At 61.5% G+C, this 18,474-nt stretch carries 16 protein-coding genes; 8 read left to right on the top strand and 8 right to left on the bottom strand.

Going from position 1 to position 18,474, the window contains the following annotated elements; translation table 11 throughout:
• Positions 1-3 precede the first annotated feature (3 nt).
• The 6 genes from EFB14_RS29795 to EFB14_RS29770 are packed head-to-tail and all read right to left on the bottom strand — an operon-like array spanning position 4 to position 6,157.
• Entirely contained in the window at positions 4-1,101 is a 1,098-nt protein-coding gene (locus EFB14_RS29795) for an ABC transporter permease (protein WP_125847620.1), read from the bottom strand.
• A gap of 5 nt (positions 1,102-1,106) precedes the next feature.
• Positions 1,107-2,693, bottom strand: a complete 1,587-nt coding sequence (locus EFB14_RS29790) for an ABC transporter substrate-binding protein (protein WP_126830203.1) — start codon at positions 2,691-2,693, stop codon at positions 1,107-1,109.
• A 46-nt stretch (positions 2,694-2,739) separates the two neighbouring features.
• Positions 2,740-3,684: a dihydrodipicolinate synthase family protein gene (locus EFB14_RS29785; protein WP_125847616.1), complete on the bottom strand. Its 945-nt coding sequence runs from the start codon at positions 3,682-3,684 to the stop codon at positions 2,740-2,742.
• A 35-nt stretch (positions 3,685-3,719) separates the two neighbouring features.
• Positions 3,720-4,595, bottom strand: a complete 876-nt coding sequence (locus EFB14_RS29780; protein WP_125847614.1) for an SMP-30/gluconolactonase/LRE family protein — start codon at positions 4,593-4,595, stop codon at positions 3,720-3,722.
• A complete protein-coding gene (locus EFB14_RS29775) occupies positions 4,592-5,422 on the bottom strand; it encodes an NAD-dependent epimerase/dehydratase family protein (RefSeq protein ID WP_125847612.1) in 831 nt (276 codons plus the stop codon). Before EFB14_RS29775 ends, EFB14_RS29780 begins: the two co-directional genes overlap by 4 nt.
• A 21-nt stretch (positions 5,423-5,443) precedes the next feature.
• Entirely contained in the window at positions 5,444-6,157 is a 714-nt protein-coding gene (locus tag EFB14_RS29770) for a FadR/GntR family transcriptional regulator (RefSeq protein WP_125847610.1), read from the bottom strand.
• A 388-nt stretch (positions 6,158-6,545) separates the two neighbouring features.
• On the opposite strand from EFB14_RS29770, the gene EFB14_RS29765 reads away from it, so the two are divergent.
• From EFB14_RS29765 to EFB14_RS33635, 7 genes are all read left to right on the top strand, one after another.
• Entirely contained in the window at positions 6,546-8,483 is a 1,938-nt protein-coding gene (locus tag EFB14_RS29765) for an ABC transporter substrate-binding protein (RefSeq protein WP_126830201.1), read from the top strand.
• A gap of 116 nt (positions 8,484-8,599) precedes the next feature.
• Positions 8,600-9,586 (top strand): ABC transporter permease, encoded by a 987-nt coding sequence (locus EFB14_RS29760; RefSeq protein WP_125847606.1) that lies wholly within the window; start codon positions 8,600-8,602, stop codon positions 9,584-9,586.
• A gap of 9 nt (positions 9,587-9,595) precedes the next feature.
• Entirely contained in the window at positions 9,596-10,717 is a 1,122-nt protein-coding gene (locus EFB14_RS29755) for an ABC transporter permease (protein ID WP_125847604.1), read from the top strand.
• A gap of 8 nt (positions 10,718-10,725) precedes the next feature.
• Entirely contained in the window at positions 10,726-12,447 is a 1,722-nt protein-coding gene (locus tag EFB14_RS29750; RefSeq protein ID WP_126830199.1) for an ABC transporter ATP-binding protein, read from the top strand.
• A complete protein-coding gene (locus tag EFB14_RS29745) occupies positions 12,444-13,661 on the top strand; it encodes a mandelate racemase/muconate lactonizing enzyme family protein (protein ID WP_126830197.1) in 1,218 nt (405 codons plus the stop codon). The genes EFB14_RS29750 and EFB14_RS29745 overlap by 4 nt, the downstream gene beginning before the upstream one ends.
• Positions 13,662-13,673: 12 nt before the next feature.
• Positions 13,674-14,861, top strand: a complete 1,188-nt coding sequence (locus tag EFB14_RS29740) for a galactarate dehydratase (protein ID WP_126830195.1) — start codon at positions 13,674-13,676, stop codon at positions 14,859-14,861.
• Positions 14,862-14,991: 130 nt separating this feature from the next.
• Positions 14,992-15,186 (top strand): hypothetical protein, encoded by a 195-nt coding sequence (locus EFB14_RS33635; protein WP_245438341.1) that lies wholly within the window; start codon positions 14,992-14,994, stop codon positions 15,184-15,186.
• Here EFB14_RS33635 and EFB14_RS33630 read toward each other — a convergent pair.
• Entirely contained in the window at positions 15,183-15,353 is a 171-nt protein-coding gene (locus EFB14_RS33630) for an SAM domain-containing protein (protein ID WP_245438335.1), read from the bottom strand. The two genes, EFB14_RS33635 and EFB14_RS33630, sit on opposite strands and share 4 nt — an antisense overlap.
• 432 nt (positions 15,354-15,785) lie before the next feature.
• Here EFB14_RS33630 and EFB14_RS29730 point away from each other — a divergent pair, with 432 nt between their 5' ends.
• Positions 15,786-17,948 (top strand): adenylate/guanylate cyclase domain-containing protein, encoded by a 2,163-nt coding sequence (locus tag EFB14_RS29730; protein ID WP_126830193.1) that lies wholly within the window; start codon positions 15,786-15,788, stop codon positions 17,946-17,948.
• Positions 17,949-17,963: 15 nt separating this feature from the next.
• On the opposite strand, the gene EFB14_RS29725 is transcribed toward EFB14_RS29730, so the two are convergent.
• The gene (locus EFB14_RS29725; protein ID WP_183605214.1) at positions 17,964-18,467 is read right to left on the bottom strand and encodes a YHS domain-containing (seleno)protein; all 504 of its coding nucleotides are present in this window, start codon (positions 18,465-18,467) and stop codon (positions 17,964-17,966) included.
• Between the last annotated feature and the right edge of the window lie 7 nt (positions 18,468-18,474).

The raw sequence follows: 18,474 nt of genomic DNA, 5'->3' as shown, positions 1-18,474 counted from the left end.
GCGTCACCGTGTTCTCGGATCAAGAATGCGATAGAGGAAGTCCGACAGGATGTTGATGATCAGGAAGACGGCGCCGATCGTCAGCACCGACCCCATGACGACGTTCATGTCGTTCATCTGCAGCCCGCGGGTGAGGTACTGGCCGAGCCCAGGCCAGCCGAAAACCGTCTCGATCAGCACCGCCCCTTCGAGCAGCCCGCCGAAGGTCAGCGCCAGAATCGTCAGGAGCTGCACGCGGATATTCCTGAAAGCATGGCGCCAGACGACCTTGCGGGTGCCAAGCCCTTTTGCCCGGGCGGTGATGATGTATTCCTGGCTCAGCTGCTCCAGCATGAAGCTTCGCGACATGCGGCTGATATAGGCGACGGAATAATAGCCGAGGATCGCCGCCGGCAAGATGATGTGGCCGAGCGCGTTATAAAACACGTCCCATTGGCCCTGGATTGCCGCGTCGATCAGAAGAAAGCCGGTTATCGGCGTGACGAGGCCCTCGTAGAAGACGTCGATCCGGCCCGATGCGCCGACCAGCTTCAGCTTCGCATAGAAGACGAAGAGCGCCATCAGCCCGGTCCAGAAGATCGGGATGGAATGGCCGGCAAGCGCAACGATCCGGGCGATATGATCGATGATCGTTCCGCGCCTGACCGCAGCCGTGATCCCCAGGGGAATGCCGATAATGGCGCCGATGATCATGGCGATGATGGCAAGCTCGATGGTCGCGGGAAAGATCGTCATGAGATCGGTGAGGATCGGCTGACCTGTTGTCGCCGACATGCCGAGATCGCCGGTGGCGATCTTCCCGACATAGGCGAGGAACTGCATCCAGATCGGTTCTCCGAGCCCCAGCTCGTTATAGACGCGGTCGTAAACCTCCTTGCTGACCTCCGCCCCGGTGATGGCGAGCACCGGGTCGGCGGGAAGCAGGCGGCCCATCGAGAAGGTCAGGAAGAGCAGGCCGAGCAGCGTGGTCACGACAGCTACACCACGCCCCGCCAGGCGCCGCAGCAAGCCCATCAACGGATGCGGGGCCGCATTAGCGAACCCGCCCGCCTGAGAACGGCCGCTGCTCTCCTGCTTCGATGTCAGATCGGCGCTCGCCACGCGCTCTACTCCTTCGTCACGTCATGCCAACGCGTCGACCAGGTCGTGTGCCCGTGATAGTTCTTGACGTTGGCGCGCATGACATAGGGGTCGGTTCGCTGGAAGAAGATGACGAGCGGCGAGGCCATGCCGGCATAGATGCCGTCCATCTTCTTGAAGATGTCGGTGCGCTTTTCCGTGTCGCGCTCCTTCATCGATTGGTCGATGAGCGTGTTGAGCTCGTCCACCTTCATGCCCGTGCGCCAGAGATAATAGCTGCCGAGGCGCGCCTCGTCGCTGTTGTCGGGGTTGTAGGCATATTGAGTGGCGACGGCGAAGGGATCGGGCAGCCGGGCGCCGGAATTGCCGAGCAGCACTTCGAATTTGCGCTCGCGGAAGGCGGGCGTGAATTCGCCGGGCACGAGATCGAGATCGAGACCGGCAGCCCGCGCGCTTGCCTGCAACGCTTCCGCAAAGGGCAGGGTCGCCGCACCCGACGGATTGAGGACCTTCTTCAGCCCGTTGGGATATCCGGCCTCTGCCAGCAGCTGTTTGGCCTTGGCGGGATCGTAATCGTAGTGGGCCGCAGCCTCCCCGGGAGCGCCGATCATGCCGCGCGGGACCATCGACTGCCAGGGAAAACCGGTATAGCGCATGATGTTGCCGGAGATCGCCTTCCAGTCGAAGGCGTGCTGGAAGGCTTCACGCACCTTCGGCTTCTGCAGATCGGGGTCTTTCTGGTTGAGGGCGATATAGTAGAATCCGAGCCCCGGAACGTTGTCGATGACCATTTCCTTGTTGGTGGCGAGCGCATCGAGATCGCCGCTTGCCACATACTGGCCGACATCGACGTCGCCTGCTTCGAGCTGAAGTCTGAGATTGCCGGATTCAGGGATATGGCGGGCAACGACGCGAGCCATGGCAGGTTTGCCGCCCCAATATTTCGGTTGCGCATTGAAGATCGCCACGTCGTTCGGCCGCCACTGCGCGAGGCTGAACGGGCCGCTGCCGGCGGAATTGGCTGAAAGCCAGGCGCCGCCGAAATCGCCGTTCGCCTCATGCGAGAGCACCGTCTTCTTGTCGACGATGCCGAGCGACGAGCCGGCGAGCGAATAGAGCACCAGATCCGTGTTGACCGCCTGCGGCAGCTCGATCTCCAGCGTATGTTCGTCCTTGGCCCGCACGAGCTTCTCGACATTCTCGGGCTTAAAGCCCCAGAGCGCCACGTCAGTTGAGCCGACCTGACCCATCTTGATGACGCGCTGGATCGACCAGGCCGCATCCTCGGCGGTGACCTTGTTGCCGCTCTGGAAGATGGCGTCGTCGCGCAAGGTCAGCGTGATGATCTTGCCGTCTTCGGAGACGCTCCACTGCGTCGCAAGCATCGGCTTCAGGGTCTTCAGATCGTCCGGCGACAGCTGCACGAGGTTATCGTAGAGATTCGAGATCAGCTCGGAGACCGTGCGGGCATTGTTCTGAGCCGGGTCGAGTGTGCGGATACCGGTGAGATTGGTGCCGATGACCAGCATGTTCGGCGGCGATGCCGCGAGGGTGGGCTGCGCCGTCATCAGGGCGCCTGTCATTGCGATCGTCGTCAATAGCTGCTTGAGCATCTCAAGACCTCCCAATCCTGTTGCTTGCGGGGAATGATGATTTGACTTAGCCGGCTGCCTTGATGTTCTGCCGGTCCGTTTCAATGTCGCCTTCGGCCTCCCAGCCATGGAGCAGCCGATGGAGTTCCTCGCGGTCATGCTCGTCGAGGCGCGGCAATCCCGGCACGCGCACGGGGCCGACATCAAGGCCGGAATAGGTGACGGCCTCTTTCACGACGGTCACGTTCGCGCCGTTGCGGAATTTGGTCCGCATCCGCTCGAAGGGTTCGAGCCTGTTGACGATGGCTCTCGCCGCGGCGAAATCGCCTTTCTCGAGCGCGTCGTGGACGGCAAGCGAGAGCTTCGGCGCGACGTTGACGAGGCCCGAGGTGAAGCCGCGCGCGCCGGCTGCGGTGAATGTCGGCGCCCAGCTTTCCGCCAGGCCGCAGACGAACAGCGCGCCGGCCGGATCGGCCGCGGGAATCGCTCGCGACAGCAGCATCAGGTCTGTTGTGGCGAACTTGATGCCGGCAATGTTGCCGTGATTGGCCAGCCGAACGATGTCGGCAACGGTGAAACCCTCGGCCCTGACATAGGCGATGAGCGGCAGGGCGGACGCATCGGCGAGATTGCAGAAATAGTCGATCTGAGCCGAAGGTGCTGCGAAAGGATCGACGGGCTGATGCGACATGACGGCCGAGGCGCCGATCGCGGCCGCATCCCTGGCCATGCCGATCGCCTCGCGCAGCGACCGGCCGATCGCTGCCGTCACCGGCGCCCTGCCATCGACACCTGATACCGCCGCCTCATGGACGAGCCGGATCTCCTGCGGCGTCAGGGCATAGAATTCCCCGGTATTGCCGGCGGCGACGATGTTGTGAATGCCTGCAGCCGCCACCCGTGCATAGACCTTCGCCGTGATCCCAGGCTCGACTTCGCCTTTTCCGTCATAGGCCGTGACGGGAACGCCCGACACGCCGGTGAGCGCCTTGCGCATGATCGCGATGCTCATTGTTCTCCCCCGTTCGCTTTTCTTCCAGATGGTCGTCATCCGAAGCGGAAGGGCGCCAGCCCCTCAGCATCGACATCGAAGGCAATGACTGTGCCTGCCTCGAAACGTCCCGTGCGGTCGGTCGACAGGCTCGTGACGTAGAGGGTGCTGAGGTCAGGCCCTCCGAAACACGGCATGGTCGGTGCTGCGACCGGCAGAATGTAGATCTCGACGATTTCGCCTTCGCTCGACAGGCGGTTGAGACGGCCGGCAGAGACGCCGGCGCTCCAGTAAAACCCGTCGCGATCGGTCGTCGCTCCATCGGGGCGGCCCTGTTCTTCGGTAAAGCTGCGCAGCCGTCGCGCGGCGCCGATCGCGCCGGTCTCAGGATCGAAATCGAAAGCCTGCAGGAAGCATTGCCGGCTGTCGGAGTGATACATCCGCCGGCCGTCCGGCGACCAGGCAAGGCCATTGGAGCTCGTCAGTCCGGTTGCCACGGTCCGCGTGCTGCCGTCGGCGCCCACGCGATACAATGCGGCCTCGTCGGTCTGCGGCTTGGCTTCGCTGATCGAGCCGACCCAGAAGTGCCCGTCGGGCCCGACCTTTCCATCGTTCAGGCGGCCATTGATCTCGCGGCCGACCGGATCGGAAAGAAACTCGAGATGGCGGGAGACGGGATCGAAGAGATGAACGCCGGTCTGGAGGCCGACGACGATCCTGTTGTCGCGGCAAAGTCCGAGGCAGCCGATCTCAGCCGGCATGTCGAAGCGGTCGATCCTGCCTTCGCCCGAAAGCCGGACGAGTGCCGGCGCCAGGATATCGGTGAGCCACAGGGCGCCGGTCTCTTCGTCCCATACCGGCGACTCACCGACCGTCAGCGGTTGCTGCAACATCGAACGAACCTTCGGCTCAATGACACGCGGCGCCGTCACGAGACCGTCTCCAAGCCTTTGACGAGCCCCTCGGCATCGCGCATGTGGATGTCGCCGTCGTGATTGTATTCGCAGAAACCCCCGCCCTGGAACGTCAGTGCTATCCGGCCCTCGGCAACCTGCTCGATGCGGGCGTGATCGCGCGGGCGGTCTTGCGGGAGGTAGCCAAGGCGCGTCGCCAGATCGTTGTCCCACCATTTCTCGTCTGCATCGGAAACGCCGTAGACGACAGTTGCGGCGATCAGCGGGTGGGTAAGCCCGATGCGAACCAATTGCGCCAGATCCCGCGCGCTGATCCAGATCGCTATCGCCCGCTCGCTGTTGGGATAAGTGCCCGCATTGCCGATGCGGATGGAAAGCGTGCGGATGCCTGACGTATCGTAATAGAGCCCCGCCACCAGTTCGCCCCAGCATTTGGAAAGCCCGTAGGGGCTGTCCGGCCGCATCGGATCGAGAGGCGATACGACCTCGCCGCGCGGATAAAAGCCGGTCGTATGGTTGCTCGAGGCGTAGACCATCCGCTCAACGCCGTTGATCCGGGCAGCCTCGTAGAGATTGTATGTCCCGAGCACATTTGCCTGCAATATCGCGTTCATGTCGATGCCGCTTGCGATGCCGGCAAGGTGAACGACGCCGTCGATGCCGTTGAGAGCGGCGGTCGCCTCGTCGAGATTGGCAAGATCGGCCTGGACGAAGCTTTCGTTTTCAGCCAGTTCCGCGGGTTCGCGAACGTCGATCAGGCGGAGGTGCTCGACATCAGGTCGAAGGAGCGGGCGCAGCAGCGTTCCGACACGTCCGGCAGCACCCGTCACAGCGATCCGTCTCATCGTCCGTCCTCCCATCATCGTTCAAACGCCCTGGAACATGCGGGCGCGTGCATTCAGTATGTGTCTCTTCATCGCGTCATGCGCTTCGGTTTCCCGCCGCGCGAAGATCGCCTCCACGATCACCGCGTGCTCGTCCTGCACACTGCGGATCTGCTCCGGCGTGCGCTTCAGGCTCAGGCTTCGCGTCACCGAATGGCCGATGGCGAAATGCGGTCTGAACCATTCGCGCACGGTGATGTGAAACTGATTGCCCGTCGCCATCGCAATCGCATCGTGCAGAGCCTGGTCCTCCTCAGCGCCGAGTTCGCCGTTCTTCAGACATTGCTCGATCGCCAAAAGGGCGGCCGTGATCCGCTCCTTGTCAGCCGGCTGCCAGTTTCGCGCCGCAAGCTCGGCCGCCTCCGCTTCGAGGCCGGCGCGGAACTCGAAGAACCGCTGTACATCCGCAAGCGAGCCGACCGGAACCATTTTCAGCATCGACGAATCCGGCCGCTGCCTGACATAGGAGCCGGACCCCTTGCGCGACACGATGAGGCCGTCGGTTCTGAGCCTCTCCAGGGCCTCGCGCACAACGGGCCGCGACGCACCGAAATCGGCGGCGAGCTTCGTCTCCGATGGCAGCCGCTCGTTCACAGGAAACTTGCCGTCTGCGATCATCCCCACGATCTTCTCGTAGATGATGTCGCTGAAGCGCGTTGCGCCCCTGTTCGAAACGGCATCGACTGCAAACGTCATTATCGTCCTTTTCTCTCCCGCCACATGGCCCATTCACCCCATCGGCTCTTCGCCCGGCGAGCAGAAGCCAGATATGCCTCCTCGACCATGCGCCAGCATGGCGCGATGCAGTCAGCTGCTGCGATGTTGTTGTGGACAACATCTGACAGATCTGCCGTCTTTCCTTCCGCGAGGCTTTCCTGCCAATGGCTTGAGCGCCTCGTTTGATGCTGCATCGCTATCGAATCTGTAATTATCTGTCAACTCTTGTAATCATTTGAGAACGTGTCTATGGTTCCCTCGCAGCGCCGAGGAGGGCGCGAAACGGCAGGTCGGGAGCCCGCCGCAGCAGCCGGCACAAAGGCCATACCGGCATAAAAGCGGCCGGCATAAAAAGGGGAGGAACTCGATGTCCAATGAAATACTGTCTGGCGGCGTCACCCGCCGCGCCGTGCTCGGCGGCATGGCTGGTGTCGCGGCACTGTCGCTTGCCGGCCGCGCCTTTGCCGCAGGCGGCGAAGCGCCTGATCTGGCGCAGCTCGTCAAGGACGGCAAGCTGCCGCCGCTGGCCGAGCGCCTGCCGAAAAAGCCGATGGTGGTGACGCCGTTCGAGAAGGTCGGTACCTATGGCGGCACGCTGCGTCGCGGCCTGCGCGGCTCGTCGGACCATAACGGCATCCTGCGCATGGTCGGCAACCAGAGCCTCGTGCGCTGGAACCTGGATTTTACCGCCGTGCAGCCGAACCTTGCCGAGCGCTGGGAGGTCAATGACGACGCAACGCAATTCACCTTCCATCTGATCGAAGGCGTGCGCTGGTCCGACGGCCATCCCTTTACATCAGACGATATCGTTTTCGCGATCGAGGATTGCGTTAAGAATACCGAGCTTTACAGCTCGACGCCGGCCCAGCTTTCCGTCGCCGGCAAGCCGGTCACGGTCGAAAAGATCGACGACCATACGGTGAAATTCACCTTCGCGGCGGCGAACGCCCTTTATCTGGAAAACCTCGCCACGCCGCTCGGCCAGCATCCGACGCTCTTTCCGAAGCATTACTGCAGCCAGTTTCTGCCGAAATACAATCCAAACGTCGAAGCCGATGCGAAGAAGGCGGGCGTTACCAGCTGGACGGAGCTGTTCCGCAGCCGCTGCGGCGACATCGAAATCCCGTCGCGGTGGGGCAATGTCGACAAGCCGACGCTCGATCCATGGGTCGTCAAGGAGCCCTATGCCGGCGGTGCGACGCGCGTCGTCATGACCCGCAACCCCTATTTCTGGCAGGTCGATACATCAGGCAACCAGCTTCCCTATATCGATGAGATCAACTTCGGCATCTCGCAGGACGTCGAATCGCTGATGCTGAACGTCATTTCCGGAAAGATCGATATCCAGGAACGCCACATCAGCGTGCTCGCCAACAAGCCGACGCTCTCCCAGAACATGCAGAAGGGCGATTACCGCCTGCTGACGCTCGTGCCTTCGGCCTCGCAGCAGTGCCAGATCTATTTCAACATCACCCACAAAGATCCTGCCATGCGCAAGATGTTTGCCGATAAGTCGTTCCGGCAGGCGCTGTCGATCGGTCTCAATCGCCAGGAACTCATCGACATCGTCTATTTCGGGCAGAGCGAGCCCTATCAGGCCGGACCGCGTCCGACCCATCCCTGGTATCATGAGAAATATGCGCGCCAGTTCACCGAATTCGATGCCGACAAGGCGGGCGCGATGCTCGATCAGGCCGGCTACAAGAAAGGCGGCGACGGCTTCCGCCTTCGCCCGGACGGGCAGAAGGTGTTCTTCTCGGTCGACGTCATTCCGACGCTCTATCCCGACCTCGTCGATGCCCTGGAACTGGTCAAGACGCATTGGGCCCAGATCGGCATCGACATGAAGGTCAACACGATCGAACGGGCGCTCTACTACACCCGCGGCGACGACAATGCCCATGATGCGCAGGTATGGCCGGGGCCGGGCGGTCTCGACCCAATGCTCGATCCGCGCGATTTCTTCGCTTTCCATCCGCAAGGATCGCGTTACGCCATTCCGTGGACGCTCTGGTATACGTCGAATGGCGCGCGCGGCGAGGAGCCGCCGGAAAGCCAGAAGAAGCGCATGAAGCTGTTCGACGAGGCGCGTTCGACGGCCGATCTCGACAAGCGCGGCGCGATCATGAAGCAGATCTTCGATATCGCGGCGCAGGAATTTGAAACGGTCGGCCTCTGCCTTGCCGTCGGCGGCTTCGGCATCATCCGCAACAATCTGCGCAATGTTCCCGAGAAAGAGCCGGACAGCTGGTCCTGGCCCAATCCGGGGCCGGCACTGCCGCAGCAATTCACCTTCACAAGCTGATTTCGATCTCAAGCGCCGCACCCTCAGGCACGGTGCTTTCTTTCAGGTTCGCTCTCCCCTTGCGGTCGTGAAAGCCGCAAGGGCCAGAGGGCGGCGTCCAAGCCGGGAGACGCCTCATGTTGGTGTTCATCGCCAAACGCTTCTTATGGATGATTCCATCGCTTTTTGCCGTCAGCTTCCTGGCTTTCGTGCTGATCCAGCTGCCGCCGGGCGATTATGTCACGACCTATATCGCGACGCTTGCGGCATCCAACGAGATCGTCGACCAGAACACGGCCGCACAGCTGCGCGAGCGCTTCGGCCTCGATGATCCGATGCTCATCCAGTATTTCAAATGGATCTGGGGCATCCTTTCGCGCGGCGATTTCGGTATTTCCTTCGAGTGGCAGCAACCGGTCTCGGATCTGATCTGGGAGCGCATGGCGCTGACCCTGGTGCTCGCCCTTTCGACATTGATCGCCACCTGGGCGATCGCCCTGCCGATCGGCGTCTTTTCCGCCGTAAAGAAATATTCGATCGGGGACTATCTGTTCACGGCTTTCGCCTTCTTCGGCCTGTCGGTTCCGTCATTCCTGCTGGCGCTGGTGCTGATGTATGTCGCGGCGGTCGAATTCGGCCAGGATGTCGGCGGGCTGTTTTCGCCAGCCTATGAGACGGCGCCCTGGAGCTTTGCCAAGATGCTCGATCTCCTGACGCATCTCTGGCTTCCGGTCATCATTCTCGCCGTCTCCTCGACGGCGAGCCTCATCCGCGTCATGCGCGCGAACATGCTGGACGAGCTGCCGAAACCTTACGTGGTCACCGCGCGGGCAAAGGGCCTCTCGGAGTTCCGGCTGCTGATGAAATATCCTCTGATGATCGCGCTCAATCCGTTTATTTCGACGATTGCCTGGCTGCTTCCCAATCTGATTTCCGGCTCGGTCGTCGTCGCCATCGTCCTCAACCTGCCGACGGCCGCACCCTTGCTGCTGCAGGCGCTCATGGCCCAGGACATGTATCTTGCCGGCGCCTTCGTTCTGCTGATCTGCGCGCTGACGCTGATCGGCTCCCTGATCAGCGACATTCTTCTGGCGCTGGTCGATCCCCGCATCCGGCTGGAATAGGAGGCTGGCATGGCCGACATCAGCATTACAAATCTGCAGCCGGATCGCGCCGCCGTCGCATCGCAATGGCAGCTCATCTGGTGGGCTTTCCGCCGGCACAAGCTGGCCATGGTGGCGCTCGTCGTCACCGTGATGATGTATATCGTCGCCCTGCTTCCCGGTTTTTTCGCCATCAACGATCCGAACCTGCAGAATGCGCGGGCGACCTTTCACCCGCCGCAGAGAGTGCATCTGATCGATACTCAGAACGGCTTATCCTTCGGCCTGCATTATTATCCGATGAAGCTGACCCGCGATCCGGAGACGCTCGCCGCCATCTTCAAGGAAGACATGACGAAGCGCGTCGATATCAAGCTCTTCGGCCGAGGCTACGAATATTCGGTGCTCGGCCTCTTCAGGTCGAACATTCATCTGATCGCTTCGCCCGACAAGACGACGCCGCTGCTTCTCTTCGGCGCCGACAGGCTTGGGCGCGATGTCTTCAGCCGAACGGTGCAGGGCGCGCAGATCTCGTTGTCGATCGGCCTCGTCGGTGTCTTCTTCTCGCTGATGCTCGGCATCGTGCTCGGCGGCATCTCGGGATATTACGGCGGCCGCATCGATTTCTTCCTGCAGCGGGTGATCGATTTCGTACTGTCGCTGCCGACGATCCCGATCTGGCTGGCAATGGCCGCGGCCCTGCCGCAGGACTGGCCTGCGACGCTGCAATATATGATGATCACGATCATCCTGTCGCTGACCGGCTGGGCACAGCTTGCCCGCGTCGTTCGTGGCCGCTTCCTGTCTTTGCGCACCGAGGAATTCGTCGCCGCCGCAAGACTCGACGGCGTTCGCGAAAGGCGCATCATCTTTCGCCACATGCTGCCGAGTTTTGCGAGCCACATCATCGCGTCCATCACGCTTGCGGTGCCGGCGATGATCCTTGCCGAAACCTCTCTTTCCTTCCTGGGACTCGGGCTGCAGCCGCCGACCATCTCCTGGGGCGTGCTTTTGCGCGAGGCCCAGAACATTCGCTCGATCGCCACGGCACCCTGGCTCTTCATGCCGGGCTGCGCCGTCGTGGTCGCCGTGATGGCGCTCAACCTCCTCGGCGACGGTTTGCGTGATGCGGCCGATCCCTACAACAAATGAGGCTGGCATTGACCGATATCGTACCCATTGCCGGCAGGCCGCTGCTGCAGGTGAAAAACCTGACCGTCGAGTTTCCTCTACGCACCGGCGTCTTTCGCGCCGTCAGCGATCTGTCCTTCTCGATCGAGCCGGGCAAGACGCTCTGCGTGGTCGGCGAAAGCGGATCGGGGAAGTCGGTGACGGCGCGTTCGATCCTGCAGATCGTCGATGCGCCCGGCCGCATCTCCGGTGGATCGATCATCTTGAACGATCAGGATGGCGGCTCGATCGATCTGACCAGCCTCAATCCGCGCGGGCGCCAGATCCGTGCGATCCGCGGCCGCGACATCGCCATGATCTTCCAGGAGCCGATGTCGTCGCTGTCGCCGATCCACACGGTCGGCAACCAGATCGTCGAGGCGCTCCGCCTTCACACCAGGATGAGCAAGGCAGAGGCACGCGCTGAAGCCATATCGCTGCTCAAGCAGGTCGAGATTCCCTCGCCGGAAAAAGCGCTGGACCGATATGCCTTTCAATATTCCGGCGGGATGCGCCAGCGCGCGATGATTGCCATGGCTCTCGCCTGCAAACCGCAGCTCTTGATCGCCGACGAGCCGACCACCGCCCTCGACGTGACGACGCAGGCTGAAATTCTCGACCTGATCGCCCGGCTGCAGAAGGACAAGGGCATGGCCGTCCTCTTCATCACCCATGACATGGGCGTCGTGGCGCAGATCGCCGACGATGTGCTCGTCATGCACAACGGCGTCGCGAAGGAATATGCGCCGGTCGAGCAGATCTTTCATGCGCCGAAAGACGACTATACCCGCATGCTGATCGGCTCGGTGCTGAAGCTGGAAGCAAAGGCCGAAATCCGGCTGGCCCGCGCTCCGCTCGACACGACGGTGCCGCCGATCCTCGAACTCCGCAATCTCTCGATGGATTTCGGCGAGGTGAGGGCGCTGGACGATGTTTCCATTTCGCTTCTTCCGGGCGAGACGCTCGGCATCGTCGGCGAGAGCGGATCCGGAAAAACGACGATGGGCCGCTCGATCATGCGGCTGATCGATCCCACAGCGGGCGAAATCCTCTATCGCCGCGCCGACGGCGACATCATCGATCTGGCAACGGCAAAGGGCCAGACGCTCGCCGCCGCAAGGCGGGAATTGCGGATGGTGTTTCAGGATCCTTTCGGCTCCCTCAACCCACGCATGACCGTCTCCCAGATCATCGGCGAGCCGCTGCTCGTCAATGGCGTGGCAAAGGGGCGGGTGCTGGACGAGCGCGTTTGCCATCTCATGGAGCAGGTCGGCCTCGACCCGAGGGCGCGCGAGCGCTATCCGCACGCATTCTCCGGCGGTCAGCGCCAGCGTATCGGCATTGCGCGGGCCATCACGCTCAATCCGCGTGTCATCGTTGCCGATGAGGCAACCTCGGCGCTTGACGTTTCCGTGCGCTCGCAGGTGCTCGATCTCCTGATGCGCCTGCAGGACGAACTCGGCCTCGCCTATATCTTCATCAGCCATGACATCGGCGTCATCCGCTACATGTGCGACCGTGTCGGCGTCATGTACAAAGGCCAACTCGTCGAAATCGGCGATGCGGAAAAAGTCTGCCGCACGCCCGAGCACGCCTATACGCAGGCGCTCATCTCAGCCATTCCACGCCCCGATCCTCGTGACCGGGATCATTCGCGGCGTTTCCGCTACGTCGCGCCGGACATTCTGAAGAATGGGAGTTCTCAGCGATGAAAATCACCGGGATCCGCACGTTTCTCATGCATGCCGGTCAGCCCGATCCCTCGAAATGGGCCTCGGACGAGCGCTCCGGAGACGGTGCGTCCAGGCAGCTCGCCGGCACCCGCAACTGGCTCTTTCTGAAGATCGATACCGACGAGGGCATCACCGGTATCGGTGAATGCTCCGGCTGGCCGCGCGTCATCGAGACGGCGATCCACGATCTTGCGCCCCTGCTTATCGGCGAGGATCCGGCCCATATCGAACGGCTGTGGCAGAAGATGCATATCGCCATGATGGGTCACGGCATGCTCGGGACGGTGGGCGGCGGCGCGATGACCGGTATCGACATGGCGCTTTGGGACATCAAGGGCAAGGCGCTCGGCGTGCCTGTCTGGATGCTGCTCGGCGGCAAGGTGCGCGACTGGATCCCGATCTATTCGCATGCGAATACGCCCGAGCGCGCGCTTGCCATCAAGGAGCGCGGCATCAAGGCGATCAAATGCGGCGGGGTCGCCGATCCCGTCCGTAAGGTCGCAGCTCTTCGCGACGCCGTCGGTGACGACATGGACATCGCCATCGATCTGCATGGGCCGCCATGGCTGACGCCAGCCGATGCCTGCCGGCTGGTGCGGGCGCTCGAACCTTACGAGCTGATGTGGGTCGAAGATCCGATCGCGCCCGACAATATCGACGGCTACCGGCGCATCCGCGACGCAGCCCATGTGCCGCTTGCGGCCGGTGAGCGCTCGGCGACTATCTTCGGCGAGCGCGAGCTCATCGAGAAGGAACTGGTCGACGTGATCCAGCCGGATACCGGCCGGGCCGGCGGCATCACCCAGATGAAGAAAATCGCCGCCATGGCCGAGGCGCATCATATCCAGATGGCGCCGCATTCGGGCTCGCTTGGGCCGGTGGCGGAATATGCCGCCTTGCATCTGCTTGCGGCGATCCCGAACGCCCTCATTCTCGAGCGTCTTGACGACGACTGGGACGGCCGCCGCCAGACGATCGTGCCGCACCCCGTCCAAGTCGACGGCCTGATTGCGGTTCCCGACGGGCCGGGACTCGGCTGCGATATCGACGAAGCGTTTGTCGCTCGCTTTCCGAGCGGCAGCAATGTCTCCGTTCCCGTGCCGGAATCTGCCGGCTCCTACAATCCCGGAACCTACAAAGAGCATCTCTACGTGCAGACGCGCGTCGCACGCCGCAGCTATTTCAATCTCTAGAAGGACAGAAAGATGAAGATCGACCGCATGCGGGTTTTCATGACCCGCGACAAGGACCGTCCCCGCGTGATCGTCGCGCTCGACACCGATGACGGGCTGACGGGCTGGGGCGAATGCTACAATCATGGCCCCGACAAGGCGCTTCCGCCGCTTTTGGATTATCTCTACGCCTTTCTCTCCGGCCAGGATCCGACGCGCGTCGACTATCTCGTCAATCTGTTGATCCAGCAAAGCCGGTTTCCGCCTGGCGCGCTTGGCCTTGCCGCGATCTCCGCGCTCGACCACTGCTTATGGGATCTTGCGGCCAAGGCAGCGAATGTCCCGGTCTACAAGCTGCTGGGCGGCGAGGTGCGCGACCGCATCAAGGTCTATGCCGGTGTCTACACCGCACCGGATGCTCCGGCGGCCCGCGACGAATTCGATCGTTTGAAGGAAGAATGGGGTTTCACCGCCTTCAAGCTCAGTCCCTGGCGGATCGATATGCATGCCCATCGCTGGGGCAATGTCGTCAAAGCCTCAGCGGATTATTTCCGCTCGCTGCGCGAGACGGTCAACGACGAATACGAGATCGCCTTCGATGCCCATGCCAAGATTTTCGAGCCGGTCGCCGCAAGGCAACTCGGCAACGCGTTGGCCCCCTACGATCCCTTGTTTTATGAGGAACCGCTGCGCCCTGAGAACATCGAGGCCTGGGGCGATCTGAAGCAAGGACTCAACTGCGTGCTCGCGACCGGCGAGTCGCTCTACAACAGAAATGAGTTCCTGCGCCTGCTGCAGGTCAAAGGCGCCGATCTCATCCAACCCGATATCTGCGTCGTCGGCGGCATCAGCGAAATGCGCCGCATTGCGACGCTGGCCGAAGCCTATTTCGTCGGGGTCGCGCCGCACAACCCGATGGGGCCCCTTGCGACGGCGGTCAATGTTCATTTTTCGGCCGCGGCGCAGAATTTCCGCATCCTCGAATACCGGTTGCCGAAGGGCCAGGCCTATGTCTATGGCGGCCTCGACCTCGAGAAGCGACAGGGGGAAACCCGCTATGTCGTCGATCCTTATCTGCCGAAGGATGGCTATCTCGAACTGCGTCCCGACCGGCCGGGCTGGGGCGTCGAAATGGACGAGAAGGCGATGGAGGAGGAAGGCTACATTCACTGGCAGCGGCGCGTGCCGAAGCGGCCGGACGGCTCTTACGCCTTCGCCTGATCTGCTGAGAGACAGCACCGGCCGCCAACCGAATGGAAAGCGGCCGGTCCTGCAGCGAAAATGGGGAGCCGGACAGGTGGGACGCTCGCCTGCCAATTCGTTGGCCACAGAATGAAGCCGAAAAAAAGCCGTGTTCGGAGAAGCGGGCGATGGTATCAGCGACACAGCGATGGAAGGCCCGGATGATCTCCCGCAGATCCTCAAGATCGAGACGCGAAGCGAGCGCCGTCGAGCCGACGAGATCGACGAACATGACAGTAAGCTGCCGGCGCTCGGCATCAGGCTCGGCAGCGCTCGAATCGGAGTGGTTTGTAGACCGCCCTAGTTCCGCGATTGCCTTGAGAAGCCGCTTGCGATGTCCGAGCAAATACCGAGCTGCCGGAGGTCTGCTTCGGTCAGGTCGGACAGAACTTCTGCATCGACCGCATTCTCGCGGAACGCCTGTTCGTATTGCTCGAGGCCGAGGCGTCGCAACCAAGAGGCAATGTCCACGACAGCCCCCTTCGCCTGAATTCGCCCTAAGACATACTAATGAAGAAGTGCCGACGCGTCATCATCATTCCGTGACCACCGTCATGTTACTGAAGCGATAAATCGCCGCTTCAGACACGCAGCTTCTTCATTTGCCCATTTGCAGGACACGTTCCCCCAAAACCCATCCGCAAAAAGAAGCGCTAACTGCGCAACACAACATATCGCAGCAGACTTTTCTCGCGCATCCCTGGTTAACCCCACAAAATCACGCAGTAATAAACCGGATCGGGTGTCTTCACGTTTCGAAAGCAAGGAAGGATCCTCTAGGATCGAGCCGTCAGGGGCAGCTTAAACGCGGACCAAAATAGCGGAAAAGACCGGGCTCGTGTGCCAGCGCGGCCCCGGTCGTGGTAAGATGCCCAATTCCCTGTTTCAAAAGGGGGCAGAGAAATGGAGAGGCGTCTCGCCGCGATACTTTCCGCTGACGTGGTAGGCTATAGTCGCCTCATGGGAGTGGATGAGGGCGGCACGCTTGAGCGCTTGAAGGCCTGCCGTCGGGAACTGGTCGATTCGACCATCGAAGAGCACCATGGTCGGATCATCAAACTCATGGGTGACGGCGCGCTGGTCGAGTTTGCTAGCGTTGTAGACGCGGTTCAATGCGCGGCCGTAATCCAGCGGGGAATGTCCAGCAGAGAGCGAGGACTTCCTGCGGAACAGCGCATCCGGTTTCGCATCGGGATCAATCTCGGCGACATTATTGTTGAAGGCGATGACATCTATGGCGACGGCGTCAACATCGCCGCCCGTCTGCAGGGAATCGCCGAACCTGACGGAATTTTCATATCCGGCACCGCATTCGACCACGTCGTGCACAAGGTCGATGCCGGTTTCTCGGCGCTCGGCGAGCATCACCTGAAAAACATCGCCGACCCCGTTCGCGTCTACCGTGTTCTGCTTGACCCATCCCACCTCGGCAAGGTCGTCTTTGCCTCGCGGGCAAGGTCGCGCGCTATGGGGTTGTTAGCACTCGTAGGGCTATCGATCGCCACCGTTGCGGCCGTCGTCGCATGGCAATGGCCTCATAAACAACGCGCATCGATTGCAGTACTGCCGTTCGCCAACTTGAGCGACCAGACCCAAGATTATTTCGCCGATGGCATTACCGACAACCTGATTACCGATCTCACCAGGCTGTCGAAACTTGATGTCATTTCCCAGAATTCCGTCTTTGCCTATAGGGACAAGCCCCACGTACTTGCAGACATACGTCGTGATCTCGGCGTGCGTTATGTCGTCGAGGGCAGCGTGCAGCGAATGGGCGACTTGATGCGCGTCGACGCGCAACTGCTCGACACTGAGAGCGGCGACCATCTGTGGGCCAATCGGTTTGACCGCAGCGGGGCGGACGTGTTTGCCGTCCAGGATTCGATGAGCCGTCAGATCGCCAATGCGCTCGGTTTGAACCTGACCCCGTCCGAGGCAGAGCGAATTGCGCGTCCGCCGACCGCCAATCTCGAGGCATATGATTATTATCTGCGTGCCGAGCAGGCCGCCCGGACGGGACGTCGTTCTCTGATGCTGGAGGCGTTGGCGCTGTTTGACAAGGCCGAGGACCTCGACAGCGGCTTTGCCGAAGCCTTCGCGTCCGATGCGCACGCGACGGCCTATGTCTGGCGAAGCGCCTATGACGATGTCCTCCAGAGTGCCCTGGCGCGCAAAAGAACCTACGACAAGGCAAGTCGCGCCCTTGCCCTCGATCCCGAACTTCCGTCGCCTTATGCGGTCCTCGCGATCATGCAGGTGGTGGACCGACGCTACGAGCAGGCGATCGCCTCGGCCCAGAAGGCCGTGGCACTCGGCCCCTCCGACGCCGAAGCTCATATGGCGTTCGCATATGTTCAATTGATATCGGGCAATCACGCCGATGCTGTTGCGGCTGTCGAGAAGGCGCTCAGGTTTGATCCGAACCCCTCCGCCGTCGACCGATATACGGCTGGCATGATTTTTTATCTGCAACGCGACTACGAGAGGGCGATAGACAGTTTCAAACGCGCGGGCTACGGCTCTCAAGGCAACGGCGAGTTCGTTACCCCTCTCGCCATGGCGTATGTCCGTGTCGGTCGCATTGATGAGGCCCGAGCGACTGTCGCCGAGGCCCAACGTCTTCTCGGGGGACGCGACTGCCTTGCGGCTTGGCGTATCGGCAATGCGCATTTCAGGGACGAGGACTTAGCATTTATCCTAGACGCGCTGCGCGAGGCCGGGCTGCCGGAATGGCCGTTTGGCTTCCAGGGCGACGAACAAAGTCGGTTGAAGGGTGCCGAGATCGCCGCCACTGTCATGGGCAAACTTCTGCGAGGAAAGACCGAACCGTCCGAAAGCCTTGCGCTCATGCAAGTCCAACTGGACGGAAAGGCCGCATTCCGCTCGGCATCCCAGATGATGACCGAGAAGGTTTCTGTCAAAGGGGACCTGCTTTGCGAGCAAAGTGAAAACGCATTTGGCCGACCCGATTGCGGCCCGGTCTATAGACACGCAAACCCGGCCGACCAAACCAGCTATGCTTACGTAAATTCGACCAAGGTTTTTTACTTTTCGGCTGCCCAATAGAGCCTTGTTAAGCCGTCAGTGATACTGATCCAGTTCGAGATCGGCCGCGACCTTCGCCCATCTGGCATCCGCCTTGGCCACAGTGTCCGCCGGATGCGCGGCAAAGTCCTCCGCATCCGCCTTGTCATACATCAGGTAAAGCTTGCCTTCGACAATCTTGAAGGCTTCCGGATCGATGTTGACCGTGACAGATCCGTCGCTTACTTCGCCCGTGCAGTAGCCGCCGTATTGAGGCGCGTATCTAAGCGGTTCGCTCATGAACATCTCGCGATGTTTGGCATTTGCGAAATGCCAGGGCGTCCCCATCCATTCGTAGGAGATTTTTTCCGAACCTTTCGTCGCTTTGCCTTCGGTAAAGTAGGCGACAGTATCGTAGCCCATGATTGCGACACCGCCGAAGTACCCCGTGTTTACCGAGTCGTCCGCCATGGCTGGCGATCCGCTGACAACTCCCGCGACAGCCAGACCGATCACTGCCAAAGATCGACCAATGCATCGTGTCCCGTTTCCAAAATGCATCTGCGCC

Origin of the sequence: Rhizobium fabae (assembly GCF_003985135.1) — a bacterium.
GTDB classification, from domain to species: domain Bacteria; phylum Pseudomonadota; class Alphaproteobacteria; order Rhizobiales; family Rhizobiaceae; genus Rhizobium; species Rhizobium pisi.
This window is presented reverse-complemented; position numbering and strand designations above follow the sequence as displayed.

Bases quoted from the DNA above. Each gene is read 5' to 3' on its own strand.
- EFB14_RS29790 (WP_126830203.1), bottom strand. From the start codon at position 2,693: ATGCTCAAGCAGCTATTGACGACGATCGCAATGACAGGCGCCCTGATG.
- EFB14_RS29785 (WP_125847616.1), bottom strand. From the start codon at position 3,684: ATGAGCATCGCGATCATGCGCAAGGCGCTCACCGGCGTGTCGGGCGTT.
- EFB14_RS29775 (WP_125847612.1), bottom strand. From the start codon at position 5,422: ATGAGACGGATCGCTGTGACGGGTGCTGCCGGACGTGTCGGAACGCTG.
- EFB14_RS29770 (WP_125847610.1), bottom strand. From the start codon at position 6,157: ATGACGTTTGCAGTCGATGCCGTTTCGAACAGGGGCGCAACGCGCTTC.
- EFB14_RS29765 (WP_126830201.1), top strand. From the start codon at position 6,546: ATGTCCAATGAAATACTGTCTGGCGGCGTCACCCGCCGCGCCGTGCTC.
- EFB14_RS29760 (WP_125847606.1), top strand. From the start codon at position 8,600: ATGTTGGTGTTCATCGCCAAACGCTTCTTATGGATGATTCCATCGCTT.
- EFB14_RS29755 (WP_125847604.1), top strand. From the start codon at position 9,596: ATGGCCGACATCAGCATTACAAATCTGCAGCCGGATCGCGCCGCCGTC.
- EFB14_RS29745 (WP_126830197.1), top strand. From the start codon at position 12,444: ATGAAAATCACCGGGATCCGCACGTTTCTCATGCATGCCGGTCAGCCC.
- EFB14_RS29740 (WP_126830195.1), top strand. From the start codon at position 13,674: ATGAAGATCGACCGCATGCGGGTTTTCATGACCCGCGACAAGGACCGT.
- EFB14_RS29730 (WP_126830193.1), top strand. From the start codon at position 15,786: ATGGAGAGGCGTCTCGCCGCGATACTTTCCGCTGACGTGGTAGGCTAT.
- EFB14_RS29725 (WP_183605214.1), bottom strand. From the start codon at position 18,467: ATGCATTTTGGAAACGGGACACGATGCATTGGTCGATCTTTGGCAGTG.